This is a genomic window from Mesorhizobium amorphae (assembly GCF_014843845.1).
GTDB classification, from domain to species: Bacteria; Pseudomonadota; Alphaproteobacteria; order Rhizobiales; family Rhizobiaceae; genus Mesorhizobium; species Mesorhizobium amorphae_A.
Window position 1 is genome coordinate 318,197 of sequence record NZ_JHQS01000015.1, and the last position, 22,107, is coordinate 340,303.

The 22,107-nt window shown below is 63.6% G+C and carries 26 protein-coding genes and 1 pseudogene; 14 read left to right on the forward strand and 13 right to left on the reverse strand.

All coding sequences use genetic code 11. The annotated features are described in order from the left end of the window. Nucleotides 1–27: 27 nt before the first annotated feature. Both DH08_RS09300 and DH08_RS09305 read right to left on the reverse strand, forming a co-directional pair. Nucleotides 28–555, reverse strand: coding sequence for an SMI1/KNR4 family protein (locus tag DH08_RS09300; protein ID WP_192179017.1), 528 nt, complete (start codon nucleotides 553–555; stop codon nucleotides 28–30). 10 nt (nucleotides 556–565) lie between these two features. Beyond that, nucleotides 566–1,669, reverse strand: a complete 1,104-nt coding sequence (locus DH08_RS09305; RefSeq protein WP_192179018.1) for an NAD(P)/FAD-dependent oxidoreductase — start codon at nucleotides 1,667–1,669, stop codon at nucleotides 566–568. A 105-nt stretch (nucleotides 1,670–1,774) separates the two neighbouring features. Here DH08_RS09305 and DH08_RS09310 point away from each other — a divergent pair, with 105 nt between their 5' ends. Next, the gene (locus tag DH08_RS09310; RefSeq protein ID WP_192179019.1) at nucleotides 1,775–3,046 is read left to right on the forward strand and encodes a cytochrome P450; all 1,272 of its coding nucleotides are present in this window, start codon (nucleotides 1,775–1,777) and stop codon (nucleotides 3,044–3,046) included. Between the two features lie 4 nt (nucleotides 3,047–3,050). Further along, on the forward strand, nucleotides 3,051–3,758 hold the full coding sequence (locus DH08_RS09315) for a transporter substrate-binding domain-containing protein (RefSeq protein ID WP_246800747.1): 708 nt from the start codon (nucleotides 3,051–3,053) through the stop codon (nucleotides 3,756–3,758). Between the two features lie 15 nt (nucleotides 3,759–3,773). On the opposite strand, the gene DH08_RS09320 is transcribed toward DH08_RS09315, so the two are convergent. The 6 genes and pseudogenes from DH08_RS09320 to DH08_RS09345 all read right to left on the reverse strand — a co-directional run bounded on the left by DH08_RS09320 (nucleotide 3,774) and on the right by DH08_RS09345 (nucleotide 7,909). Further along, nucleotides 3,774–4,124 carry a cupin domain-containing protein gene (locus DH08_RS09320; RefSeq protein ID WP_192179021.1) on the reverse strand — a complete coding sequence of 117 codons (351 nt, stop codon included), beginning with the start codon at nucleotides 4,122–4,124 and terminating at the stop codon, nucleotides 3,774–3,776. A gap of 4 nt (nucleotides 4,125–4,128) precedes the next feature. Next, nucleotides 4,129–5,409, reverse strand: coding sequence for an O-acetylhomoserine aminocarboxypropyltransferase (locus DH08_RS09325; RefSeq protein WP_192179022.1), 1,281 nt, complete (start codon nucleotides 5,407–5,409; stop codon nucleotides 4,129–4,131). 145 nt (nucleotides 5,410–5,554) lie between these two features. After that, nucleotides 5,555–6,076, reverse strand: a complete 522-nt coding sequence (locus DH08_RS09330) for a CoA-binding protein (RefSeq protein ID WP_192179023.1) — start codon at nucleotides 6,074–6,076, stop codon at nucleotides 5,555–5,557. Further along, nucleotides 6,073–6,652: pseudogene (locus DH08_RS09335) on the reverse strand (AAA family ATPase). Before DH08_RS09335 ends, DH08_RS09330 begins: the two are co-directional and overlap by 4 nt. 10 nt (nucleotides 6,653–6,662) lie before the next feature. After that, the gene (locus DH08_RS09340; protein WP_192179024.1) at nucleotides 6,663–7,085 is read right to left on the reverse strand and encodes a VOC family protein; all 423 of its coding nucleotides are present in this window, start codon (nucleotides 7,083–7,085) and stop codon (nucleotides 6,663–6,665) included. Nucleotides 7,086–7,087: 2 nt separating this feature from the next. Beyond that, entirely contained in the window at nucleotides 7,088–7,909 is an 822-nt protein-coding gene (locus tag DH08_RS09345) for an enoyl-CoA hydratase (RefSeq protein ID WP_192179025.1), read from the reverse strand. A 161-nt stretch (nucleotides 7,910–8,070) separates the two neighbouring features. Between DH08_RS09345 and DH08_RS09350 the strand changes: the two genes are divergently transcribed. From DH08_RS09350 to rpsI, 5 genes are all read left to right on the forward strand, one after another. After that, nucleotides 8,071–8,526 (forward strand): PaaI family thioesterase, encoded by a 456-nt coding sequence (locus DH08_RS09350; protein ID WP_192179026.1) that lies wholly within the window; start codon nucleotides 8,071–8,073, stop codon nucleotides 8,524–8,526. Nucleotides 8,527–8,576: 50 nt separating this feature from the next. Further along, nucleotides 8,577–8,762, forward strand: a complete 186-nt coding sequence (locus DH08_RS09355) for a type II toxin-antitoxin system HicA family toxin (RefSeq protein WP_192179067.1) — start codon at nucleotides 8,577–8,579, stop codon at nucleotides 8,760–8,762. A gap of 19 nt (nucleotides 8,763–8,781) precedes the next feature. Continuing rightward, nucleotides 8,782–9,180 (forward strand): type II toxin-antitoxin system HicB family antitoxin, encoded by a 399-nt coding sequence (locus tag DH08_RS09360; protein ID WP_192179027.1) that lies wholly within the window; start codon nucleotides 8,782–8,784, stop codon nucleotides 9,178–9,180. A gap of 267 nt (nucleotides 9,181–9,447) precedes the next feature. Then, nucleotides 9,448–9,912: a 50S ribosomal protein L13 gene (rplM, locus tag DH08_RS09365; protein ID WP_006201860.1), complete on the forward strand. Its 465-nt coding sequence runs from the start codon at nucleotides 9,448–9,450 to the stop codon at nucleotides 9,910–9,912. 1 nt (nucleotide 9,913) lies between these two features. Further along, complete coding sequence (rpsI, locus tag DH08_RS09370) at nucleotides 9,914–10,396, forward strand: 30S ribosomal protein S9 (RefSeq protein ID WP_192179028.1); 483 nt, start codon at nucleotides 9,914–9,916, stop codon at nucleotides 10,394–10,396. 61 nt (nucleotides 10,397–10,457) lie between these two features. Here rpsI and DH08_RS09375 read toward each other — a convergent pair whose 3' ends face one another. Next, a complete protein-coding gene (locus DH08_RS09375) occupies nucleotides 10,458–11,360 on the reverse strand; it encodes a LysR substrate-binding domain-containing protein (RefSeq protein ID WP_192179029.1) in 903 nt (300 codons plus the stop codon). Between the two features lie 94 nt (nucleotides 11,361–11,454). Here DH08_RS09375 and DH08_RS09380 point away from each other — a divergent pair, with 94 nt between their 5' ends. Then, the gene (locus DH08_RS09380; RefSeq protein WP_192179030.1) at nucleotides 11,455–12,327 is read left to right on the forward strand and encodes an aldo/keto reductase family oxidoreductase; all 873 of its coding nucleotides are present in this window, start codon (nucleotides 11,455–11,457) and stop codon (nucleotides 12,325–12,327) included. A gap of 127 nt (nucleotides 12,328–12,454) precedes the next feature. Here DH08_RS09380 and DH08_RS09385 read toward each other — a convergent pair whose 3' ends face one another. After that, nucleotides 12,455–13,513 (reverse strand): glycerophosphodiester phosphodiesterase family protein, encoded by a 1,059-nt coding sequence (locus DH08_RS09385; RefSeq protein ID WP_192179031.1) that lies wholly within the window; start codon nucleotides 13,511–13,513, stop codon nucleotides 12,455–12,457. 95 nt (nucleotides 13,514–13,608) lie between these two features. Further along, complete coding sequence (locus DH08_RS09390) at nucleotides 13,609–14,823, reverse strand: acyltransferase family protein (protein WP_192179032.1); 1,215 nt, start codon at nucleotides 14,821–14,823, stop codon at nucleotides 13,609–13,611. Nucleotides 14,824–14,945: 122 nt separating this feature from the next. Between DH08_RS09390 and speB the strand changes: the two genes are divergently transcribed. The 4 genes from speB (at nucleotide 14,946) to DH08_RS09410 (ending at nucleotide 18,157) form a co-directional block, all read left to right on the forward strand. Next, the gene (gene speB, locus DH08_RS09395) at nucleotides 14,946–15,947 is read left to right on the forward strand and encodes an agmatinase (protein WP_192179033.1); all 1,002 of its coding nucleotides are present in this window, start codon (nucleotides 14,946–14,948) and stop codon (nucleotides 15,945–15,947) included. Between the two features lie 30 nt (nucleotides 15,948–15,977). Next, nucleotides 15,978–16,910: an N-acetyl-gamma-glutamyl-phosphate reductase gene (gene argC, locus DH08_RS09400; protein WP_192179034.1), complete on the forward strand. Its 933-nt coding sequence runs from the start codon at nucleotides 15,978–15,980 to the stop codon at nucleotides 16,908–16,910. Between the two features lie 6 nt (nucleotides 16,911–16,916). Then, a complete protein-coding gene (locus DH08_RS09405) occupies nucleotides 16,917–17,750 on the forward strand; it encodes an aminoglycoside phosphotransferase family protein (protein WP_192179035.1) in 834 nt (277 codons plus the stop codon). 95 nt (nucleotides 17,751–17,845) lie between these two features. Then, a complete protein-coding gene (locus tag DH08_RS09410; protein WP_192179036.1) occupies nucleotides 17,846–18,157 on the forward strand; it encodes a hypothetical protein in 312 nt (103 codons plus the stop codon). A 24-nt stretch (nucleotides 18,158–18,181) separates the two neighbouring features. On the opposite strand, the gene DH08_RS09415 is transcribed toward DH08_RS09410, so the two are convergent. Further along, nucleotides 18,182–19,273: a COX15/CtaA family protein gene (locus DH08_RS09415; RefSeq protein WP_192179037.1), complete on the reverse strand. Its 1,092-nt coding sequence runs from the start codon at nucleotides 19,271–19,273 to the stop codon at nucleotides 18,182–18,184. A 147-nt stretch (nucleotides 19,274–19,420) separates the two neighbouring features. Between DH08_RS09415 and DH08_RS09420 the strand changes: the two genes are divergently transcribed. Continuing rightward, complete coding sequence (locus DH08_RS09420; protein ID WP_192179038.1) at nucleotides 19,421–19,636, forward strand: DUF2842 domain-containing protein; 216 nt, start codon at nucleotides 19,421–19,423, stop codon at nucleotides 19,634–19,636. A gap of 60 nt (nucleotides 19,637–19,696) precedes the next feature. On the opposite strand, the gene DH08_RS09425 is transcribed toward DH08_RS09420, so the two are convergent. Then, nucleotides 19,697–20,755, reverse strand: a complete 1,059-nt coding sequence (locus DH08_RS09425; protein ID WP_192179039.1) for a polysaccharide deacetylase family protein — start codon at nucleotides 20,753–20,755, stop codon at nucleotides 19,697–19,699. 90 nt (nucleotides 20,756–20,845) lie between these two features. Here DH08_RS09425 and DH08_RS09430 point away from each other — a divergent pair, with 90 nt between their 5' ends. Continuing rightward, complete coding sequence (locus DH08_RS09430; RefSeq protein ID WP_192179040.1) at nucleotides 20,846–22,078, forward strand: GNAT family N-acetyltransferase; 1,233 nt, start codon at nucleotides 20,846–20,848, stop codon at nucleotides 22,076–22,078. Nucleotides 22,079–22,107 lie beyond the last annotated feature (29 nt).

Sequence of the window (22,107 nt, forward strand, 5' to 3'; positions counted from 1 at the left end):
TTCCCAACCCTCGGTTCTTGCCAAGAGCTATTGAGAGGTCGACTTCGAACCGGCAGCCGTAACAACATCATTCCAGAACCGCACGTACTCAAAATGCTGGTCGCGTGTCAGCCATACCTTGTTGGCGGAATCCACGGGGTCTCCGCCAAGCAGGACTGGTTTGAGTTCCGCAAGTTGCATTCCAACGCGAGAACTGTCGATCCGGCGGGGTTCCAGCGCACTTCGCCAGTCGCCAAAATCCTTCGCGATGGCAATCGCCAACTTCCAGTTCATGCCGATAAATGGAACTCGAACCACAGACATAGCTGGTGAGCGCAGGTCGAACCCATAGGCTTCGGCACTGCCATCAGAGCCAAACAGAAGCAGACCAGGTGTGCGGGTTTCAACACGATACTCGCGGTTGAACGGCACCAACTGCTTAGCGCTCCAGATAGCGACAAGGTCGGCACCCCAAACCCATTCGCCTCCATCGTGTTGCTTGAGAAAATCAACATACGACGACGGAAGCGACCGTCTTAGCCCTGCCAGTATGGTCTCTGAGGATGCGTCCGTCATGGAATGCCCATCAGGCCACCTCCGCCCGCAGCCATTTCTTCAGGCCGGCAATGTCGCCGTCGCCGACTGCCGCCGCCACGCGCCGGCCGACCGCAGCACCGAATTTGTAGCCATGGCCGGAGCAGGCCGAGACGATCAGGCATTTGCCTTTCTCATGCGCCAAAAACTTCTCCTCGGCGGTGAAGGTATAGGCGCAGGTGACGACTTCGGTCACTTCGTATTCCTCGATGCGGGCGATGGGCGGCGAAAACAGGTTGCGGATCGCCTCCCCCTCGCCCGGCACCGGCTCGCGGTTCCAGTCGGCGTCGCTGGTCGGCACCCTGTGCAGGCCGGAACCGAATTTCATGCCGGCGCCACGCGAGATCGGGATAATATAACCGTCGGTGGTGCCGCCAACGTCGAGGACAACGGGGGCCGCCTCCCAGGTCGCTTTCAGATCCGCCGGCGGTTCGACATAGGCGAGCGCGGTGCGAAAAGTCTTCAGTTCGCCGCCGAGTTCCGGAAACAGTTTCAGCACCCAGGCGCCGGCCGCGACGACGATGCGGTCGGCCTGCATGGTCTCGCCAGAGGCCAGCACGATGCGGCCTGCCTCGGCGTCGACCTCCGTCACCCTGCTGTGCTCATAGATGTTGGCGTCGTTGGCGCGTAGCCATGCCGCGAGGCCCGAGGCGATCCTGCGGCAATGCAGGGCGCCGCCTTCCGTCGAGAAATAGGCGTAGCGGAACGAATTGGGCTCGAGGAACGGCCAGCGCTCGACCGCAGCGTCAGGCGCGAACAATTCGAACGGAAAATTCCCCTCTTCCAGACCTTCGCGGTATTCCTCGGCCTCGTCGCCCGGCTCGCGCGAGATGCAGAGGAAGCCGCGCGCGTCGAGATGGCTCTCGCCGAGATCGACCCACATCTCGTCCCAGGCTTCATAGGCTTCGGTGATGAGCCGGCCATAGCCGGTTCCGGCACGGTAGGCGCGACGGATGACGCGATGGTGATCGCCGGACGCGGCAAGCGGATTGGGGATCGGCCCCTGCTCGACGATCGACACGCTATGGCCGGCCTTGACCAGCGACCACGCCGTCGAAAGTCCGGCAATGCCCGCACCGACCACAATCACGTTCATCGAAACCATCCTTCCGCAGCCGCTTCTTCTGGCTCAATACATTGGGTTGCCGGGCGCCAACATACGGTCTGGCAGCGGGCAGGCAAGGCGCGCTAATCATCTGGCATGACCGAATTGATGCCTTCCTATCTCGTGTTTGATCCAGCCAATCGCCGGTTGCGGCTCGATCCGCATGAACCGGCGTTCTTCCAGAACCCATACGAGACCTATGCCTTCCTGCATGGCGCATCGAGTGCCTTCTTCTGGGAGGATTACGGCTTCTGGTGCTTTGGCGGCTTCGACGACGTCAACCGCCTGCTGCGCGACCGCCGCTTCGGCCGCCAGAACCCGGCCGGCATTCCCGACGGCCGCGGCGTCGGTGCTGACCGCTCGCATCTCCGCGCCTTCGACGGCATCGAGGCGAATTCGATGCTGGAGCTCGAGCCGCCGGTCCACACCAGGCTGCGGACGCTGGTCAACCGCGCCTTCGTCTCGCGCCAGGTCGAGCGGCTCAGGCCGCGTGTCGGGGCTTTAGCCAACGAGTTGATCGACCGGTTCGAGCCTGACGGGGTCGACCTGCTGCCGTCCTTCGCCTCGCCCTTGCCGATCACCATCATTGCCGAAATGCTCGGCGTGCCGGTCGAGATGGGGCCGCAACTGCTCGACTGGTCGCACAAGATGGTTGCCATGTACATGCATGGCCGCACGCGTGAGACCGAGGAGACAGCCAATCGCGCCGCGCGCGACTTTTCCGACTTTTTGCGCGGCTATGTCGCCGAGCGGCGCAAGCAGCCGGGCGACGACCTGTTGTCGCTGCTGATCGCGGCGCAGGAGGACGGCCAGAAACTGTCGGAGGACGAACTGTTGTCCTCGGCCATCCTGCTGCTCAATGCCGGCCATGAGGCGACCGTGCACCAGACCGGCAATGCCGTGCGTTCGATCCTGGCGCAAGGCGGTGACCCCAGCCGCTTCTTCACCACGCCGGACGCGACTGCGGCAACGGTGGAGGAATGCCTGCGCTTCGACGCGCCGCTGCATATGTTCCTGCGCTATGCCTATGAGGAGATCGAGGCCGGGCCTGGGATCTTGCTCAAGCCTGGCGACAAGATCGCGCTGCTGCTCGGCATGGCCAATCACGATCCCCTGGCCTTTGCCGAACCCGGCGCTTTCCGGCCCGGACGCGGGGACCAGAAGAACGTCTCGTTCGGCGCCGGCATCCATTTCTGCATCGGCGCGCCGCTGGCGAGGCTGGAATTGCAGGTGTCCCTGAAGACCTTGTTCGATCGACAGCCCCGGCTCCACCTTGCGGAAGGGCCGCGCTTCCGCGACACCTTTCATTTCCATGGGCTGGAAAGGCTCGCGGTGGCTTTCAGACCAGCGACAGGACCAGATGATTGAGACAATGAGATTCGCGTTCCTGCAGGAGCCTCCCTTCTGCTTCACCGACGCATCGGCGGTTCTGGGAGGCTGCGACGCCATGCTCGCCGACAAGGTTTGCCAGCTGTTGGAACTGGAGAGCTTTTCGCCCATCGAGACAGAGTTCGCCGAACTGCTTCCCGGGCTCGCCTCGGGCCGCTGGGACATGACCACGGGACTGTTCATTTCGGACGAACGATTGAAGCTCGTCGACTTCACCCGGCCGATCTGGATGCTGCCGGACGGGCTTCTGGTCGCGAAAAACAATCCGCGCGACTTCGACGGCTATCGATCCGTCGCCGAGGACGGGGCAGCCCTGATCGGCGTCATCTCAGGCCAGGTCCAGCATCAGACAGCCCTGCAAAACAATGTTCCGTCCGAGCGCATCAGGATCTTCGCCACGCAGGCCGAAGCGGCTGACGCCGTTGCGGCCGGTGCGGTGCATGCCTATGCCAGCGTCGCCATGGCGCATCGCGGCTATCTGGGCAGGCACCCCGAGGCAGATCTCGCGGTCATCAACGTTCCGGCAGAGGAAAAGCAACCGGCGGCCGGCGCTTTCGCGCTGGCCAAGGGCAATGCGGCGCTGCTTCAACGCATCGATTCCTGTCTTGGCCACCTGCTGGGAAGCACATGGCATCGAGAGATGATGGGCGAATACGGATTTTCCGGCAGCGATATCGACCGCCTGCTCTGATCCGCCGACAGGCCGTCAAAGCTTGATTACATACTCCTTGCGGGTGGTTTCGAGCACTTCCCAGCTACCCTTGAAACCGGGCCGAAGCACGAAGCTGTCGCCGACCCTGACAGTGCGCTCTTCGCCACCCTCCTCGGCGATGACCGAGACGCCCGACAGGATGTGGCAGAACTCCCACTCGTCATAGACGATGCGCCATTTGCCCGGCGTCGATTCCCAGATGCCGGCATAGAGACCGCCGTCGCGCTCCTCGACGTTCCAGGTACGGAATTTCGGATCGCCCGAGATCAGACGATCCGGCGCCGGCGCACCGGCCTCCGGCTCGACGCTGTCGATATCGACGGACAGAAAGTTCGGCGTGGTCATGATCTCAGACCTTGTCCAGCGCCTGTTCCAGATCGGCGACGATGTCGTTGACATCCTCGATGCCGATAGAAAGCCTGACCGTGTCGGGCCCGGCGCCCGCCTTGACCTTCTGCTCGTCGGAAAGCTGGCGATGCGTGGTCGAGGCCGGGTGGATGACCAGCGACTTGGTGTCGCCGACATTGGCAAGGTGCGAGAAAAGTTCGAGCGCCTCGACGAATTTGACGCCCGCCGCATAGCCGCCCTTGAGACCGAAGGTGAAGACGGCACCGGCGCCGAGCGGCGAGTATTTCTTCTGCAGGGCGTTGTTCTTGTCGCTGGGCAGGCCAGGATAGTTCACCCAGGCGACCTTGGGGTGGTTGGAGAGCCAGCCGGCAACCGTCACGGCGTTGTCGCAGTGGCGCTGCATGCGCAGCGGCAGGGTTTCCAGCCCGGTCAGGATCAGGAAGGCGTTGAACGGCGAGATCGCCGGGCCGATGTCGCGCAGGCCGAGCACGCGCGCGGCGATGGCGAAGGCGAAGTTGCCGAAGGTCTCGTGCAGGACGATGCCGCCATATTCGGGGCGCGGTTCCGACAGCATCGGGTATTTGCCCGACTTCGACCAGTCGAAGGTGCCGCCGTCGACGATGGCGCCACCGATCGAATTGCCGTGGCCGCCGATGAACTTGGTCAGCGAATGGACGACGATGTCGGCACCATGCTCGATCGGCCGCACCAGATAGGGCGAGGCCAGCGTGTTGTCGACGATCAGCGGCAGGCCGTGCTTGCGGGCGATATCGCCGATCTTCTCGATGTCGACGAAGACACCGCCCGGATTGGCCAGGCTCTCGATGAAGATCGCCTTGGTTCTGTCGTCGATCTGGCTCTCGAAGGTCGAGACTTCGTCCGTGTCGGCCCAGCGCACCTGCCAGCCGTAGTTCTTGAAGGCATGACCGAACTGGTTGATCGAGCCGCCGTAAAGCCTTGTCGCGGCGACGAAATTGTCGCCTGGCTGCATGAGGTTGTGGAAGACCAGGATCTGCGCGGCATGACCCGATGCGACCGCAAGTGCTGCCGTGCCGCCCTCAAGCGCGGCAACGCGTTCCTCGAGCACCGCCTGCGTCGGGTTCATGATGCGGGTGTAGATATTGCCGAACGCCTTCAGCCCGAACAGCGAGGCGGCATGATCGGCATCGTCGAAGACAAAGGAGGTGGTCTGGTAGATCGGGGTCGCCCGTGCCCCCGTCGCCGGATCAGGCTTGGCGCCGGCATGAACGGCGAGCGTGTTGAAACCGGGCGTACGGGTCATCGAAAACCTCCCTTTGAAATCTCTCAAAATCGCCGGGCATTCTTGGCGAAGCGCGCTTGCGAATGCAAAGAAGAAAATGCCTTTCGGCGAGCGATCGGCGCCCGGTGAGCGAGAAAATGCGTCAGCCTACGGAATAATTTTGCTTCTACTTCTGGCGAACGCCAAAACTCTGGAATCCCTGGCGCATCAGCGGCTTCTTCGACGACAGCACGCCCGAGTTGACGCCGGTCCAGCCGATCTCGCCGGACAGCTTGCCGTATTCGATCTTGGGGCAGCGGTTCATCACCACCTTCATGCCGGCAGCCTCGGCGCGCGCGCCGGCCTCGTCATGGCGCACGCCAAGCTGCATCCAGACGACCTTCGGCAAGGGATCTAGCCGCAAAATCTCCTCAATGACGCCAGGCACGGCCGCTGAACCGCGAAAGATGTCGACCATGTCGATGGGTTCAGGGAGATCGGCGAGCCTGGCATAGACCGTCCGGCCGAGGATCTCCTTGCCGGCATGTCCCGGATTGATCGGGAACACCCAGAACCCCTTGGCTAAAAGGTATTTCAGCACGAAAAAGCTTGGCCGCACGTCGTTGGGCGACGCGCCGACCATGGCGATGGTCTTCACCGAATTGAGGATGCCGCCGATGTAGGCATTGTCGTAGCTGTCGTGGTTCATGCCTCGTCCTCATACAACGCCTCGGTGAGAAAACCATCCGGATCGTTGCAGAAATTGCGCATCATGCGGAAATGGTCGGTATCCTGAAAATCGACCGGATCGAGCCCGAAGCGGCTAATGCGGAAGAGACGCGCGCCGGGACAGGCCATCAGCAGCGGCGAATGCGTCGCCATGATCACCTGCGCCGTGCCTGACCGGTCCATCCGCCTGAGCAGCTTGAGCAGTTCAATCTGCCGCGTCGGTGAAAGCGCGCTTTCGGCCGCGTAGCGTGTCGGCAAGCGCCGCGCCACTCTTGTCGATGGCGGCGGTATGATCGACCGGCCTGTAGCCCTTGCCGCCGCCGGCCTCGTCGTAACCGGCCAGCGCGCCGATTGCCTCCAGCAGCGTCGATTTGCCGGTGCCGTTCTCGCCGACGATGATGGTGATCGGCGTGGTGAATTCGAGCTGGAATTCGCGCTCACGGAAGATCGGTAGGTGCCACGGGTATTTTTCCCAGTCCGCTACCCGTGCCGGCTCGAGCAGGATGCGCTTGAGGTAGGGCGCCTTCAGCCGCGTCAGTTGCTTGCGAGGCGCCATGCGGATGCGGTCAGGCCGGTAGGGAAATCGAGCCGTCTTCCGCGATCGGAAAGGCCGGATTGTGTGCCACTTCCCAGACATGCCCGTCTGCATCGGCGAAATAGCCGTACCAGCCGCCCCAGAAGGCGCGGCTTGCCGGCTTGACGATACGGCCGCCGGCCCTCTCGACCATGGCAAGCACCTCGTCGACCTCGGCGTCGGAGCGGGTGTTGTAGGCGAGGTAGACCGCCGACGGTGCCCCGGCGAAGGTGACGCCCGAATCCTCCTCGGCGCTGGCACGCGGAAACAGGCCGAGAATGGCGCCGCCCATCTGGAAGAAGGCGACTCCCTCGGTGATCCCGGCATGGCGTTTCAGCCCCATCGCCTCGTAGAAGCGCACGGCCCGCTCAAGATCGTCGGTGGCGATGGTGATGATGGAGATGCGCGGCTCCATTTCTAGTCCTCCTTCCACTCCGGCTTGCGCTTGCCCATGAAGGCGCCGATGCCTTCCTCGGCTTCGCGGGCCAGCATGTTTTCCACCATGACGCGGCCGGTATAGGCATAGGCATCCGCCAACCCCATCTCGGCCTGTGCGTAGAAAGCTTCCTTGCCGGACTTCACGACCAAAGATGATTTGGAAGCAATGGTTTGCGCGTATTTGATGACAATCTGATTCAGGTATTCGCGCGGCACGATGCGGTTGACGAGGCCGAATTCCTTGGCCGTCGCCGCATCGATTGTCTCGCCGGTCAGAAGCATCTCCATGGCATGCTTGCGCGAGACGTTGCGCGACAGCGCCACCATCGGCGTCGAGCAGAACAGGCCGATATTGACGCCGGGCGTGCAGAAGGTCGCCTCATGCGAGGCGATGGCGAGGTCGCAGCTGGCGACCAGCTGCAGGCCGGCGGCGGTGGCCAGGCCGTCGACCTCGGCGATGACGGGTCTCGGGTGGCGCACGATCGTCTGCATCAGCGCCGCGCAAGCGGCGAAGGTCTGTTCGAAGAACGCCTTGCCCTTGTCGGCGTCGGCGCGATGCAAGGTCAGTTCCTTGAGATCGTGCCCGGCGCAAAACACTTTTCCGGTCGCGGCCAGGATGATGACGCGGACGGACTTGTCGGCCTTTGCGCGATCGAGTTCGGCCGCCAAAGCCGCCATAACCGCAAGCGACAAGGCATTGGCCGGCGGGCTGGCGAGCGTCAGCCGCAGCACGCCCTTGTCCTGTTGTGAGACAACCGGACCTTCGGCGACGACCGGCTTGATGGCGACGATTTCGGCCATGGGTCCAAACCTCTCTGTATGCCCGCTCTGTGGATTCGCGAGCCATGGAACAAAAGAACTAGCACGCTGCCGATTGAAGAAAAGCCGCGAGACGTGTTTTCTCGACCCCGACAATTGGACCAGTTGCTGAGCCCATACCGGCTCCATGTAGGAAACCGCCAATGCCCGCCCAAGACAATCTCAAACCGGTGCTGTCGGCGGCGGAAGTCAACGCGCTGATGGGAACCGTCTACCCGCAGCTCAACGACCAGTTCGCCTTCTACCAGGCGCTCGAGGTGTTTCCCGGCGGCTGCACGGTGCGGCTCAATGCCGACGCGCGGCATCTGCGCCCCGGCGGCACGGTGTCTGGCCCGTCGCTGTTCACGCTGGCCGACATCGGCGGCTATGTCTGCATGCTCTCGCATGCCGGACCGGACGCGCTGTCGGTGACCACCAACCTCAACATCAATTTTGTCCGCAAGGCCGAGGCCGGGCCGATCGACGGCCACTGCCGCATCCTGAAGTTCGGCAAAAGCCTGATGGTGTTCGACATCGACATCGTCGCCGGACCGGACGGACAGACGGTGGCGCATGCAACCGGCACCTATTCGATACCGCCGAAGCGGGCGTCGTCCTGACAATTGAATTTTTACTTGATGTGTATATATATGCGCATAGGTAGCCTTTGCTGGAACGTGACAGCCGTAAGATCGTGAAACGTCTCAAGGATGAAGGTTTCGAACTGATTTCCGTGCGCGGCTCGCATCACAAATTCCGCAAGGGCGCGATCGTGCTGATTGTCCCCCATCCTGAGAAGGATCTGCCAACCGGCACTGCTCGCGCGATCGCCAAGCAGGCAGGCTGGCTAAGATGAAGCGCTCCGGAGACCCATTATGAAAAACTATTTCGCATTGGTCGATAAAGACCCCGACAGCGCATTCGGCATCCGCTTTCCCGACATTCCTGGCTGCTTTTCGGCTGCGGACGAAGCAGAAGATATCGTTCCGAATGCCGTTGAGGCCCTGCAATTATGGGCGGAAGATATGCCCGTTCCCGAGCCGTCGAGCCACGAAGCGGTCCTTGCACTTCCAGATATCCGCAGTGCGCTCGCCGAAGGCGGCTATCTGGTCTCGGTGCCGCTGATCGACAATGACAGCGCCGTGGTCAGGGCAAACGTCACTTTCGAGCGGGGCGTTCTGCGAGCGATCGATGCCGCGGCGCGCGAACGGGGCATAACCCGATCTGCATTTCTGTCCAGCGCGGCCCGCAAGGAAATCGAGGCAAAGCATTAGGCGGCCATGCCGCCGCATTTTTGATGTGGTAAAATAATACCTTTTTATCAACCAATTGTTTTTGCTACATTTTGCGCGCCGGCACGCTTTTCATGCACCTTGACGCCTACAACGCCCTCCCCTATAAGCCCATACGAAGCAGCGGCCCGCAAAGGCCGCCGTTTTGTTATTGGCGTCGGGCAAGCGCCTGTTGCCAATCCAAGCAACAAGAAACGCCTTTCCTTGTCATTCGTGGATGGGGAAGGTCAAACCGAAAGCGATAAATCCATGCCAACCTTTTCGCAGAAGCCTGCGGATGTGGTGAAGAAGTGGGTGCTGATCGACGCCGAAGGTCTCGTCGTCGGCCGCCTCGCCACTGTCATCGCCAACCATCTGCGCGGCAAGCACAAGCCCACCTTCACCCCGCATGTCGACGACGGCGACAACGTCATCGTCATCAACGCCGACAAGGTGGTGTTCACCGGCAAGAAGTTCACCGACAAGGTCTATTACTGGCACACCGGCCACCCCGGCGGCATCAAGGAGCGCACCGCGCGCCAGCTGCTCGAGGGCCGTTTCCCCGAGCGCGTCGTCGAGAAGGCCGTCGAACGCATGATCCCGCGTGGCCCGCTCGGTCGCCGCCAGATGAAGAATCTCCGCGTCTATGCAGGCACGGAACATCCGCATGTCGCCCAGCAGCCCGTCACCCTCGACGTAGGCGCGCTGAACGCCAAGAACAAGAAGGCTTCGTAAGATGGCTGAGCTTTCCTCGCTCGCAGAACTCGGAACGGCTACCGGCAACCTCAATACGCAGCCGGCTGCACCCGTCCATGTCCAGAAGCTCGACAAGTCGGGCCGCGCCTATGCCACCGGCAAGCGCAAGAACGCCATCGCACGTGTCTGGGTGAAGCCGGGTTCCGGCAAGATCGTCGTCAACGACAAGGAATTCGCGACCTATTTCGCGCGTCCGGTCCTGCAGATGATCCTCAACCAGCCGATCGTCGCGGCCAACCGCGCCGGCCAGTACGACATCGTCGCCACCGTTGTCGGCGGCGGCCTGTCCGGCCAGGCGGGTGCCGTGCGTCACGGCATCTCCAAGGCACTGACCTATTACGAGCCGACGCTGCGCGCCGTGCTCAAGAAGGGTGGCTTCCTGACCCGCGACAGCCGCGTCGTCGAGCGCAAGAAGTACGGCAAGGCGAAGGCCCGCCGCTCCTTCCAGTTCTCGAAGCGCTAAGCGCTACGAAGTTCGGACGATCCAAAGGCCGCCTCCGGGCGGCCTTTTCCGTTGGCGTGCCTCAGGCCCCGCCATCCTTGACGAAGTCTATGAACGCCCGCAACGGCGCCGGGACAAGGCGCCGGCCGGGATAGTAGAGGAACGGTCCCGAAAAACTCTGCCACCAGGGTTCGAGGACGGGTTCGAGCACGCCGCTGTCGATGTAAGGGCGAAGCCAGTCCTCGAAGAGGCAGACAATGCCGGTGCCGGCGATGGCTGCATCGACGGCGAGATCGGCAGCCCCGCCCAGGGTCACGAGAAGCGGCCCGGTTGGATCGACCCGCACCACCTCGCCGTCGCGCTCGAACTCCCAAGGCGGCATCGCGCCGCTGGCGAAACGACCGCGCAGGCAAGCATGGCCGAGCAGGTCGCCTGGATGTTCTGGTCTCCCATGGCGGTCGAGATAGGCAGGGCTGGCGGCTGCAGCGAAGCGCTGCACGCGCGGTCCGATCGGCACCGCAATCATGTCCTGCTCCAGCCGCTCGTCATAGCGGATGCCGGCGTCGCAGCCGGCGGCCAGCACGTCGACAAAGCCCTCTTCGGCGATCACCTCCAGCCGGATGCCGGGATAGGCGGCGAGAAATCGCGGGACGATTGCGGGCAGCACCAGGCGCGCCGCGCTGACCGGTACGTTGAGGCGCAACGTGCCGGCCGGCCGGTCGCGAAATCCGTTCACCACATCGAGTGCCGCCTCGACCTCGTTCAGGGCTGGGCCGAGCCGCGCCAGCAAACCGGCACCGGCGTCGGTCAAGGCGACGCTGCGCGTCGTGCGATTGAACAATCTGACGCCGAGTTGCGCCTCCAGGCGGCGGACCGCCTCGCTCAGGCCCGATGCGCTGCCGCCCCTGGCACGCGCACCCTCGCGAAAACCACCGGCATGCGCGACCGCCAGGAAGGCGTTGAGATCACCCAGGTCGACATTCACCGTTCGCATTCCTGCACAAGCCGTGCGGATTGTACCGGATTATCGTGGCATGGACCAACGCCTATCTCTGCATTGCTTGAAAAGGAGATAGATCATGTCCCGCATCGACCACTCCGGTAGATTTGCTCTCGGCGACCACTCCGTAAAACGGCTTGGCTATGGCGCCATGCAACTCGCCGGCCCCGGCGTCTTCGGCCCGCCCAGGGATCGCGACGCGGCACTGGCCGTGCTGCGCGAAGCCGTCGCATCCGGCGTCGACCACATCGACACCAGCGACTTCTACGGTCCGCACGTCACCAACCTGCTGATCCGCGAAGCGCTGGCGCCCTACCCCGACGACCTCGTCATCGTCACCAAGATAGGAGCCCGCCGCGGCGCTGACGGATCATGGCTGCCGGCGTTCTCGCCGGAAGCGCTGACCCAGGCGGTGCACGACAATCTCAACAATCTCGGGCTCGACGTGCTGGACGTGGTCAACCTCAGGGTCATGTTCGACACGCATGGTCCCGCCGAAGGCTCGATCGAGGCGCCGCTTACAGTCTTGGCCGAGCTTCAGCGGCAAGGTCTGGTGAGGCACATCGGACTGAGCAACGTGACGTCGGCGCAGATCGCGGAAGGACGCCGGATCGCCGAGATCGTCTGCGTGCAGAACCAGTACAATCTGGCGCATCGAGGTGACGACGCCCTGATCGACGACCTTGGCCGCGACGGCATCGCCTATGTGCCGTTCTTCCCGCTCGGCGGCTTCAACCCGCTGCAATCGTCGACCTTGTCGGACGTTGCGGCGCGCCTCGGCGCCACGCAGATGCAGGTCGCGCTCGCCTGGCTGCTGGGCCGCGCACCCAACATCCTGCTGATCCCCGGCACATCGTCCGTCGCGCATTTGCGGGAGAACCTCGCTGCAGCCGAACTCGCACTGCCGGCGGATGTGCTTGAGGAATTGGACGGCGTGGCGATGGCCGCCTGAAAGCAACCTTCGAGGGCTGGGCGGTCACCCCACCCGCGCCAGCGGCGCGACCTCCCCATCAAGGGAGGTAGGAGGTCGTCGCTGCATGGCCTTACCAGGCCAGTGGTGTGGCGCCAGCGTCTGGTTTCTAGTTGATGCTCGCCGTGTTGGCGGGCTCAGCAGGCCTTGCGTCGTCGGCATAGGGCACGCGAAAACCATTCGCCGCCAGCCAACCGATCGCCGCCTTTGGCTCGTCGGTCTGGATGATGGTGGCGCCGCGCTCGGCCCAGAAGCCATAGGTCTCGGCTGGCAGGCTGGCCTGCACCGCCAGCTCGTCGCCACGGCCACCGGAGAGAAAACCGCCCGGCTTGTTGACGATGGCGTAGGTGTTGGCCCAGATGTGCCAGCCACCCCGCACCGACACGGCGCGCATGCGGGTGCTGAACAACGGACCGCCAGTCTCGGTCAGAGTCTCGGCCCCAGCCCGCCAGTTGATGAGCTCGATCGCACCGGGCGAAAAAGCCTTGCCGACCTGTTCGGCGAAGGCTGCGTCATGCACGGCGTCGTCGGCGATGATCGGCATGAACTGGAAGCCGCCGCCGGTCCGAGCCAGGGCCCTCTTGACGCTGTCTATCCGTTGCTGGTTCCAGAGGTTCTCCTTGACGATGACCTGATCGGCCATGCCGAGATCGCGGGCGACCGCGATCATGCCCGGCAGAGCCTGAACATCGAGCTTGTTGTCGAGGTTGATCAGGATCTTGTCCCTGGTCGCCGTCAGCATTTCGCGCAATGTGGAGACCGTCTCATTGGTGACCGCGCCAGTGCCTTCGATGACGAGCCTGCAGCGCTTGAGTTCCGCGACGGTGTAGGTGGCCGCCTCGCCCTTACAATTCGTCGTGCGGTCGAGCCAGCTGTCATGCATGACGACGAATTCGCCGTCCTTCGAACGCCTTATGTCGACCTCGACGATCTCGGCGCCCATGGCGATCGAGCCTTCCACGGCGGCGATCGAATTTTCCGGGTAAAGCGTCTTGCCGGCCTGCATGCTGCCGGCCCGGTGCGCCGCCACCAGCACATGGTCGCGCCACTGGTTGGCGTGCTCGAAGCGGTCGAGGATCTGCCTGGCGCGGGTTTCGCTGGCCGAGGCGTGGCCAATAGAGGCGGCAAGTCCTGCGGCAAACAGAAGGCTCTGCCAGATCGTTCGCATCGAGAATCGCTCCGTTCCGGATCGGCCCCCGGATAGGCGATGCCCATGACAGGCCGGTGAACGAAGCCGGCTAGCGGATCGGCCGCGGCTGCGCCTCAGATACGCTTTGCGAGCCGGCGGAACCAGGCCAGAGCCGGCATTTCCACGAAACGCCATGAAACCCAGGAGGCAACGACGACCGCAACGAGCATCGCCAGGATTGCCGCGAAACCAAACCATGGCGAGGCGGCGCCGAAGCCAGTCGCGGCCTCGCCTCGTACTGTGATATCACCGACCAGCCCAAGACCAAGCTTGCGCTCGACCAGTCCGGCGACATTGATCATGCGCGCCTGCACGAAGATGTGGACCATGTAGATGGAGTAGGAGAACGCGCCCAGCGCCAGCATCGGCCGGCTGCGTAGCAAGGCGCTGACCAGCCCACCCTCATGGGCAAAGAGAAAGAGCGCCAGCGCAAACACGAAGGGCGCCGCGATCCCAGCGTCATTGCTTCCCGCCAGCGAGACGAAAAGGCCGATCACCGCAATCATCATGATCTCGGCCAATGTCCAGGCCATCCGGGCACGGCCGCCGGCCAGCGACTGTCGCGCCTCTGCAATGGAATCGTGCTGAAACCATGCCAGCAACGCGCCAAGCGAAAAGCCGTAAAGGCAGCGGATGAAGCCGAAATCGAAGGATACGTCCATATGCCTGTCGGAGAAGGCAAGCAGGAACAAAGGCGCGGTGAGCGCGGCGGCGACGAACCAGATCCAGGCACGCCGGCCTGCGACGAAGACAACGCCGGCAAACATGAGATAGGTGAAGAACTCGGCCGAGATGCTCCAGCTCGGCGCGTTCCAGGAGAGATGATCCTCGAGGCCCATGCCTTGCAGCAGGACGAGATTCGTCACCAGGCTTTTGACGTCGAAGCCGCCGGTGAAAGGTGCGGCCCCCGTGCCGTGCAATTGCGGCAGCAGCAGCCGCAGCATCTCGAAAGCGGCGAAGGCCAGGAGCATCACAAGATGCAGCGGATAGACGCGGCCGAAACGCACCAGCGCAAAACGCGCGACCTCGTCCGGCTCGTTCAGCCGGTCGGCGTAGGAGCTGGCGATGACGAAGCCCGACAGCACAAAGAAGAAATCGACGAAAAGATAGGAGCCGCCGACGAAGGCGCTTTGCGAAATCATCGAGCTGGTCGGGAAATGGAACAGCGCCACCAGCAGCGCGCAGATGCCGCGCCAGGAATCGAGCACCAGGAAGCGCTCGCCCGCTTTCGTGCCGGCCCGGGTCGCTGCCGGAGCGGGTGCAAGGTTGAGCAAAGCGGCCTGCGTCATGATGATACAAATCCTGTGCTGCCATGGCACTCAGCGAGCGCCATTCCGTCTCCCCAGACTGTGACTGGCATGTTGCGTGCCGGTTCTGTAGTTGTGGCAGCCCGACAAACCGAGGATCCGTAATGGCGAACCAGAACATCGACCACGCCTTCACTGCCCGCTCCAAGACGGGCGCATCCTTCGAGCCGACCTATGCCGGCGCGCTGTCGTTCATGCGACGCAGATACACGAAGGACGTGAAGGGCGCGGACGCGGTGGTGTGGGGCATTCCCTTCGACGCCGCCGTCACCAACAGGCCTGGCGCACGCTTCGGGCCGCAGGCGATCCGCCGCGCTTCGGCCATCCTCGACAACGACCCGCAATATCCGTTCTCGCGCGACCTGTTCGAGCACCTGGCGGTGGTCGACTATGGCGATTGCCTGCTCGACAGCGGCAACCACCAGAAGACGCCCGGCACGATCGAGCGCGAAGCGGCGAAGATCCTGAAATCAGACGCCTTCCTGTTGTCGCTGGGCGGCGACCATTTCGTCACCTGGCCATTGCTCAAGGCGCATGCCGCCATCCACGGCCCACTGGCGCTGGTGCAGTTCGACGCCCATCAGGATACCTGGCCTGATGACGGCAAGCGCATCGACCACGGTTCGTTCGTCGGCCGCGCCGTCAAGGAAGGCATCATCGACCCTGACCGTTCGATCCAGATCGGCATCCGCACGCATGCGCCGGATACATTCGGCATCAAGATCCTCTACGGCCACGAGATCGAGGAGATGCGGGCGTCCGATATCGCCTATGCCATCGTCGACCGCACCGGCGGCAGGAAGACCTACCTCACCTTCGACATAGACTGCCTCGACCCGGCCTTCGCGCCAGGTACCGGCACGCCGGTCGCCGGTGGCCCGTCCTCGGCCAAGATCCTGTCGACGCTGCGCCAGCTTGGCCAGGTCGATATTGTCGGCGCCGATGTCGTCGAGGTTGCGCCGGCCTACGATCACGCCGATATAACGGCAATCGCCGGTTCGATGGTCGCCATGCACTATCTCGGCCTGGTGGCCGAACGGAAGGCTCGTCAGGAAGAGCTGAACAACGGCAATCATGGCGCAGCGAATCACGGTCACGGCATATAGTTTTGAAATGTCAGGGAATTTGATCAGGCTATGAAACCGAAAATCTTCATCGATGGTGAGCACGGCACGACCGGTCTGCAGATCAGGGCGCTGCTTGCCGAGCGCGGCGATCTCGAGATCATTTCGATCCCCACCGAGCGCCGCAAGGAAACGGCAGCCCGCGCCGAATTCCTCAATGCCGCCGATGTCGCGATCCTGTGCCTGCCGGATGCCGCCGCCAAGGAGAGCGTTTCGCTGATCGAGAACGACACCACAAGGGTGATCGATGCCTCGACCGCGTTTCGCGTCGCCGAGGGCTGGCAATACGGCTTTGCCGAGATGGACAAGGATCAGGCGAAGAAGATCGCTTCGGCGAAGCGCGTCGCCAATCCCGGCTGCTGGCCGCAAGGGCCGATCGCGACGCTGCGGCCACTGGTGTCGGCAGGCCTGCTGCCGCCGGATTTCCCGGTCACCGTCAACGGCATTTCGGGCTATTCGGGCGGCGGCCGGCCGATGATCGAGGACTACGTCGCCAAGGGCGAGGATGCCTCGGAATTCCTGCCCTATGGGCTCACCCTCCAGCACAAGCATGTGCCGGAACTCAGGACTTATGCGAAGCTGTCGCATGACCCGATCATGCAGCCGGCGGTCGGCAATTTCGCGCAAGGCATGATCACGGTGGTGCCGCTGCAACTCGGCGGCCTCGACCGCGTGCCGACAGGTGCGGAGCTACACGCCGCGATCGCCGACCATTACGCGGCAATCGAGGGCGGCGTAGTCGAAGTCGCATCCTATACGCATCTTGAGCGCATCCCCGAGGTCGATCCGGAAGTCTACAACGGCACGAACCGGATGAAGGTCTACGTGTTCGCCAATGACGAACGGGCGCAGGCGCTGCTGCTCGCCGTCTACGACAATCTCGGCAAGGGCGCCTCGGGTGCGGCCGTGCAGAACATGGACCTGATGCTCGGCATCAAGCGCTGAGTGCAGATGCCGGAGTTTCCGCAGCGCTGGAAGGTCAGCGCGCCTGAACTCATTGCCGAAACCTTTTCCAGCCGCATCTGGAAGGTTTTGCGCGAGGACGGCCAGCCGGCGATCGTCAAGGATCTGAAACCCTTTGACGATGTCGTTGACGAATTGCGCGGCGAGCATTTTCTAGCCTGGCGGCGCGGCGAAGGCGCGGTGCGGCTGCTCGGCCGCGACGGTCACCGCATGCTGCTCGAATATGCCGGCGACACCTTGCTGTCGCAGGTGCTGGACGATCAGGGCGACAATGCCGCCACCGCGATCGCCGCCGAGGTGATGGCAAGACTGTTCTCGCCGTCAAAGCACCCTGCCCCACCGGACCTTCAGCCGCTGCGGACGCGATACTTCAGCCTGTTCAGGAAGGCCAAGGCAGATCGCGCGGCCGGGCATGCCAGTCTCTATGTCGAGGCGGCCGCCATCGCCGAGCGGCTGCTTGCCGACCCGCATGACATCAGGCCGCTGCATGGCGACCTGCACCATGACAACATCATGTTCGGGCCGCGCGGCTGGCTCGCCTTCGACCCGAAAGGCGTGCTCGGCGACCCCGGCTTCGATGCAGCCAACATGTTCTACAATCCGCTCGAGCGCGACGATCTCTGCCTCGATCCGCACCGTATCGCGCATATGGCCGAAATCTTTGCCGGGACGCTTGGCCAGACCCCGCCCGCCATCCTCGGCCACGCCATCGCCTATGGCTGCCTGTCGGCAGCGTGGCACCACGAGGACGGCAACGCAGCCGACGAGAATCGAGAGCTGTCGATCGCGAGGAAGATCCGGGCGGTGCGGCGCGATTTCTGACCAGTGATGTCATAGACGCGCTGACGCTTCCGCTAACTCCCCATTCACGATGATCGCCTACAGACAGATTCGGCAATCACAAAGGGATTCGGGGCATGGTCAGCGCGGTTTCAAGCCCTTCTCAGGCGACGCAGATTTCTTCATCCAGCGCATCCAGCAACGCATCGCAGGAGGCCGCGCTCGAAAAGCAGATCCAGGCCAAGGAAGAAGAGGCAGATACGGTCGAGGACCAGGTTCAGGCCGCCAAGCTGCAGCAGGAGATCGCCGCCCTGAAGGCCAAGCTCGCCGCGCTCAAGGCCGCCGACAAGGCCGCCCAGCAGGAGCAGTCGGCACCGTCCGACGCTGTCGCCCGTCAGGCCGAATTCGACGGCGATACGAAGACCACATCGAACGAATTCTGGATGTGACCTTCGGGGCCAGAATAACTGGCGTCAGGTTCTGACGGCTACCTGGTGGGGTAGCGGATACGCGCCCTTGGTGCCGCGCCAGTGCGCGGCAGCAAAACCCAGCAGAACTAGCGCAAAACCCTGATGCGTCAGCGCCATGTGCAGCGGCACCAGCATCAACAGCGTGCCGACGCCGATCGAGGCCTGCACCAGGACAATCAGGAACAGCAGCGTCGCGCGGCGGGCATGCGTCGTGCCGGGCAGGCGGATGCGCGTGGCGATCATGTGCCAGAGCGCGACCGCGAAGATCGTGTAGGCGCCGAGCCGATGGACGAACTGCACTGTCTTCGGGTTCTCGAAGAAATTGCGCCAGGCCGGCTCGAGCAGCAAGAGATCACCGGGGATCACCTTGCCATCCATCAGCGGCCAGGTGTTGTAGCTGAGGCCGGCGTCGAGACCCGCGACCAGCCCGCCCAGATAGATCTGCACCAGTGCCAGCAGCACGATGAACCCGGCCAGTCGCTGTGTCGAGCGGTCGGCAGCCGGCTCGGAATGCGGAGCAAGCCCACGCGCGACCACCATAGTTGCCGTGAAGATCAGTGCCGCCAGTGTCAGATGCGTCGCCAGCCGGTACTGGCTGACCGAGACGCGGTCGATCAGACCGGACGCCACCATCCACCAGCCGATCGCGCCCTGCAGGCCGCCAAGCAGCAGAATGCCGACCAGCTTTGGCCCCAGGCCGCTCTCGATGCGGCGTGTCGCCCAGAAGAACAGCAGCGGCAAGGCAAAGACCACACCGACGCCGCGCGCCAGGATGCGATGCACCCATTCCCACCAGAAGATCGACTTGAACGCCTCGATGCTCATGCCCTTGTTGAGCTCGGTGTACTGAGGGATCTGCTGGTAGCGCTGGAACTCTTCCTGCCACTCGGCGTCGTTGAGCGGTGGGATGACACCGTGGATCGGCTGCCATTCGGTGATCGACAGACCGGACTCGGTAAGCCTGGTGGCGCCGCCGACCAGCACCAGCGCGACCAGCACCAGAAGCACGACATAGAGCCAGCCGCGCACAAGCGCCCGGTTGTGCAGGTCGCGATCGCGGCCAGCGTAAGGTGCCGCGGCGGTTATGGCAGCCATGGGCTCATCCCGGTTGAAGTCGCGGATTGGTGAACCATAGCATGCTTGCTGGCAAGACAGGGCGGCGCGGCACGCCGTCGCGCCATGTCTGCAAGGTTGCGCGCATTCCTCAATCAGCCTAAGCGATACCGATCAAGAGAGCGCGAAATGCCTGTTCGCCTGAAAAAGCTGATCGGAACTTTCCTGCTGGTGGCGCTGGTCATCATCTATGCGCTGGTGGCGTCGATCGTGGCGGTCGCCCAATTATCCGAGTCGGGCCCTCTCGTGCATTTCCTGTTCTTCCTGTTCAGCGGCCTGCTCTGGGTGCTGCCGGCGATGGGCATCATCAAATGGCTGATCCTGGAGCCGCGGCCGAAGGGCTGACGCGCTAACTTCCACAAATGCAGACGTCCCGGAGCCGTCCGGCTCCGAAGTGCTGTCGCCTCAGATGGTGACGACCATCTTGCCGGCATTGGCCAGCGGCGTCGTCACGCCCGACAGCATGGTGCGGATATGGGCGAGGCTCTGGTAGCGGCCGTTGATCGAAATGCGCGGCAGCGCGAGCAGGAAGCCGGAATGCTCGGCACGCAGCACGCCATGGCGCGTCGTTACCGCCGAGACATAGCCGGCATCGCGGGCAAAGCCGACCTCGCGGCAGCCGACGGCGCTGGCATAGCCATAGGGATAAGCGAGATGGCGCGGCTCCTCGCCCAGCTTCGCCTGCAGGATGCGCCTGACGTCGCCGATCTCGCGGCGCGCATCGGCCTCCGAAAGCCGCTTCAGGTTGACGTGGTTGACGGTATGGGCGCCGATGGTCACCAGCGGATGAGCGGCCATGGTGCGGATCTCGTCCCAGTTCATCAGCGTGCTCGGTTGCTGGCCGTCCAGCCTGATGCCGTTCATGCGCGCGAATTCGTGCAGCGCCGCGCGCAGGTCCTCCTCGCGGACCTCCAGCGTCAGCCAGGTGTGCAGGCGGTTGTTGGCCTGCAGCTTCTTTCCCCGCGTCGAACAGTCGATCGTCACCGGGCCATCCGGCGTCGCCAGCGTCAGCCGATCACGCGCATTGACGATATCCTCGACCACGTCCCACCACAGATCGGCGGCGCCGTCGATCAGCCCCGGCGCGACATAGATGGTGATCGGCGCACCGTGCTTTTCCAGCACCGGCAGCGCCTCGGTCATGTTGTCGCGATAGGCATCGTCGGCGGTAATGGTGGCGAACTGCCCGCTCTTGCCGCCGGCCTTGATGCGCTCGATCGCCTCGTCGAGCGAGACGAAAGCGTAGCCGTCGGCCTTCATGTCGGCGATGAGGGCGTCAAGGAAGCCGGGGGCGATGTTGAGATGCCGGTTGACGCCGTCGGGCTTCTCCGGCGTCGCGGTGACCCGGTGCAGCATCAGGATGGCGCCGATGCCGCCGACAAACGGCTTTGCCAGCGGAGCGAGGCCGGTATAGCGGGCGACGTTGAGCGCCAGTTTCCGGATTGCCTCGCCCCCGTCGATCATTCCTTCACCTTTTGCGCCTAGGCTCGCCCAAGCACGGAATGCGCCTACGCGTGCCCCCAATCGGGATGAATACGCCTTAAGGATTGAGGTATGGTTGACGCCACCGCGTCATTTGACGGCAATCGGCTCGCCGCGAGCAAGGCATCGGCGCGCGCACTGCCAGACAATCAGGCCGGCCTGTCTGTCGCCGTGGCCGACGGCAAGACACTTGCCTCCTACGCGGAATTCTGCGGTTCAGCGCTGTTTGCGCCGGCGCAAAGCGCCGCCTGGATCCGCAACTGGGCCAACGAGGTTCACACCGACATTGTAGTCGCGACGCTGAGTTCCGAAGGCGAGCCGGTGCTTTCGCTGGCCCTCGAAGTTGCCCGCCGTGGACCATTTCGTGTCGGCCGCTTTATCGGCGGCCGCCATGCCAACGGCAATTTCGCCGCCGCCGCGCCTGACTGGCTGCCAACGGCCGATGCTTCGGCCATTCGCAGCATGGTGACGGCGATCGCCAAGGCGCGGCCCGACATCGACCTCATTGCGCTCGAGCGGCTGCTGCCCGACCTCGACGGCATCGCCAACCCGTTCGCGGCGCTGCCCGGTTTTCCGAGCCCGAACCTGTCGCTCGCCGTCGATCTCGATGGTGGCTTCGATGCGCTGCTGGCGCGCGCGAGCGGCAAGCGCAAGCGCAAGAAGCACCGCTCGCAGACGCGCAAGTTCGAGGCGGTCGGCAGTCACCGCCGCATCGAGGCGAAGACGGCAGACGAGGTGAACCGGCTGCTCGACGCCTTCTTCGAAATGAAGGAGTTCCGCTTCCGCAAGATGGGCATCGCCAATGTTTTCGGCGAGCCGGAGATTTGCGCCTTCTTCCGCGCGCTGTTCAGCGAGGCGCTGACGGAGGAAAAGCCATCCTTTATGCTGCATGGTCTCGAGGTCGCCGGCAAGCTGCGCGCGGTCACCGGATCGAGCCGGTCGGGCAAGCGGCTGATCTGCGAGTTCGGGGCGATAGCCGAGGACAACCTCGCCCACACCAGCCCCGGCGACTTCCTGTTTTTCGACAACATTCAGGAAGCCTGCGAGACCGGCTTCGGCCTCTATGATTTCTCGGTCGGCGACGAGCCCTACAAAAGGCTGTGGTGCGATATCGAAACCCGGCATTTCGAGGTTCTTCTGCCGCTGACGCTGAACGGCCGCGCGCTGGCGATCGCGATGCGGCAGGGCGCGCGGGCGAAGGCCTTCATCAAGAACAGCCCGCTCATCTGGAAGCTGACCAAAATGGTCCGCCGCAAGGCAGCGGGCCAGGCGGCGCCTGCCGCCACCGGCGACGACGACAGCTGACGAACTGCCCTCACCCAATCTCTGCTTGG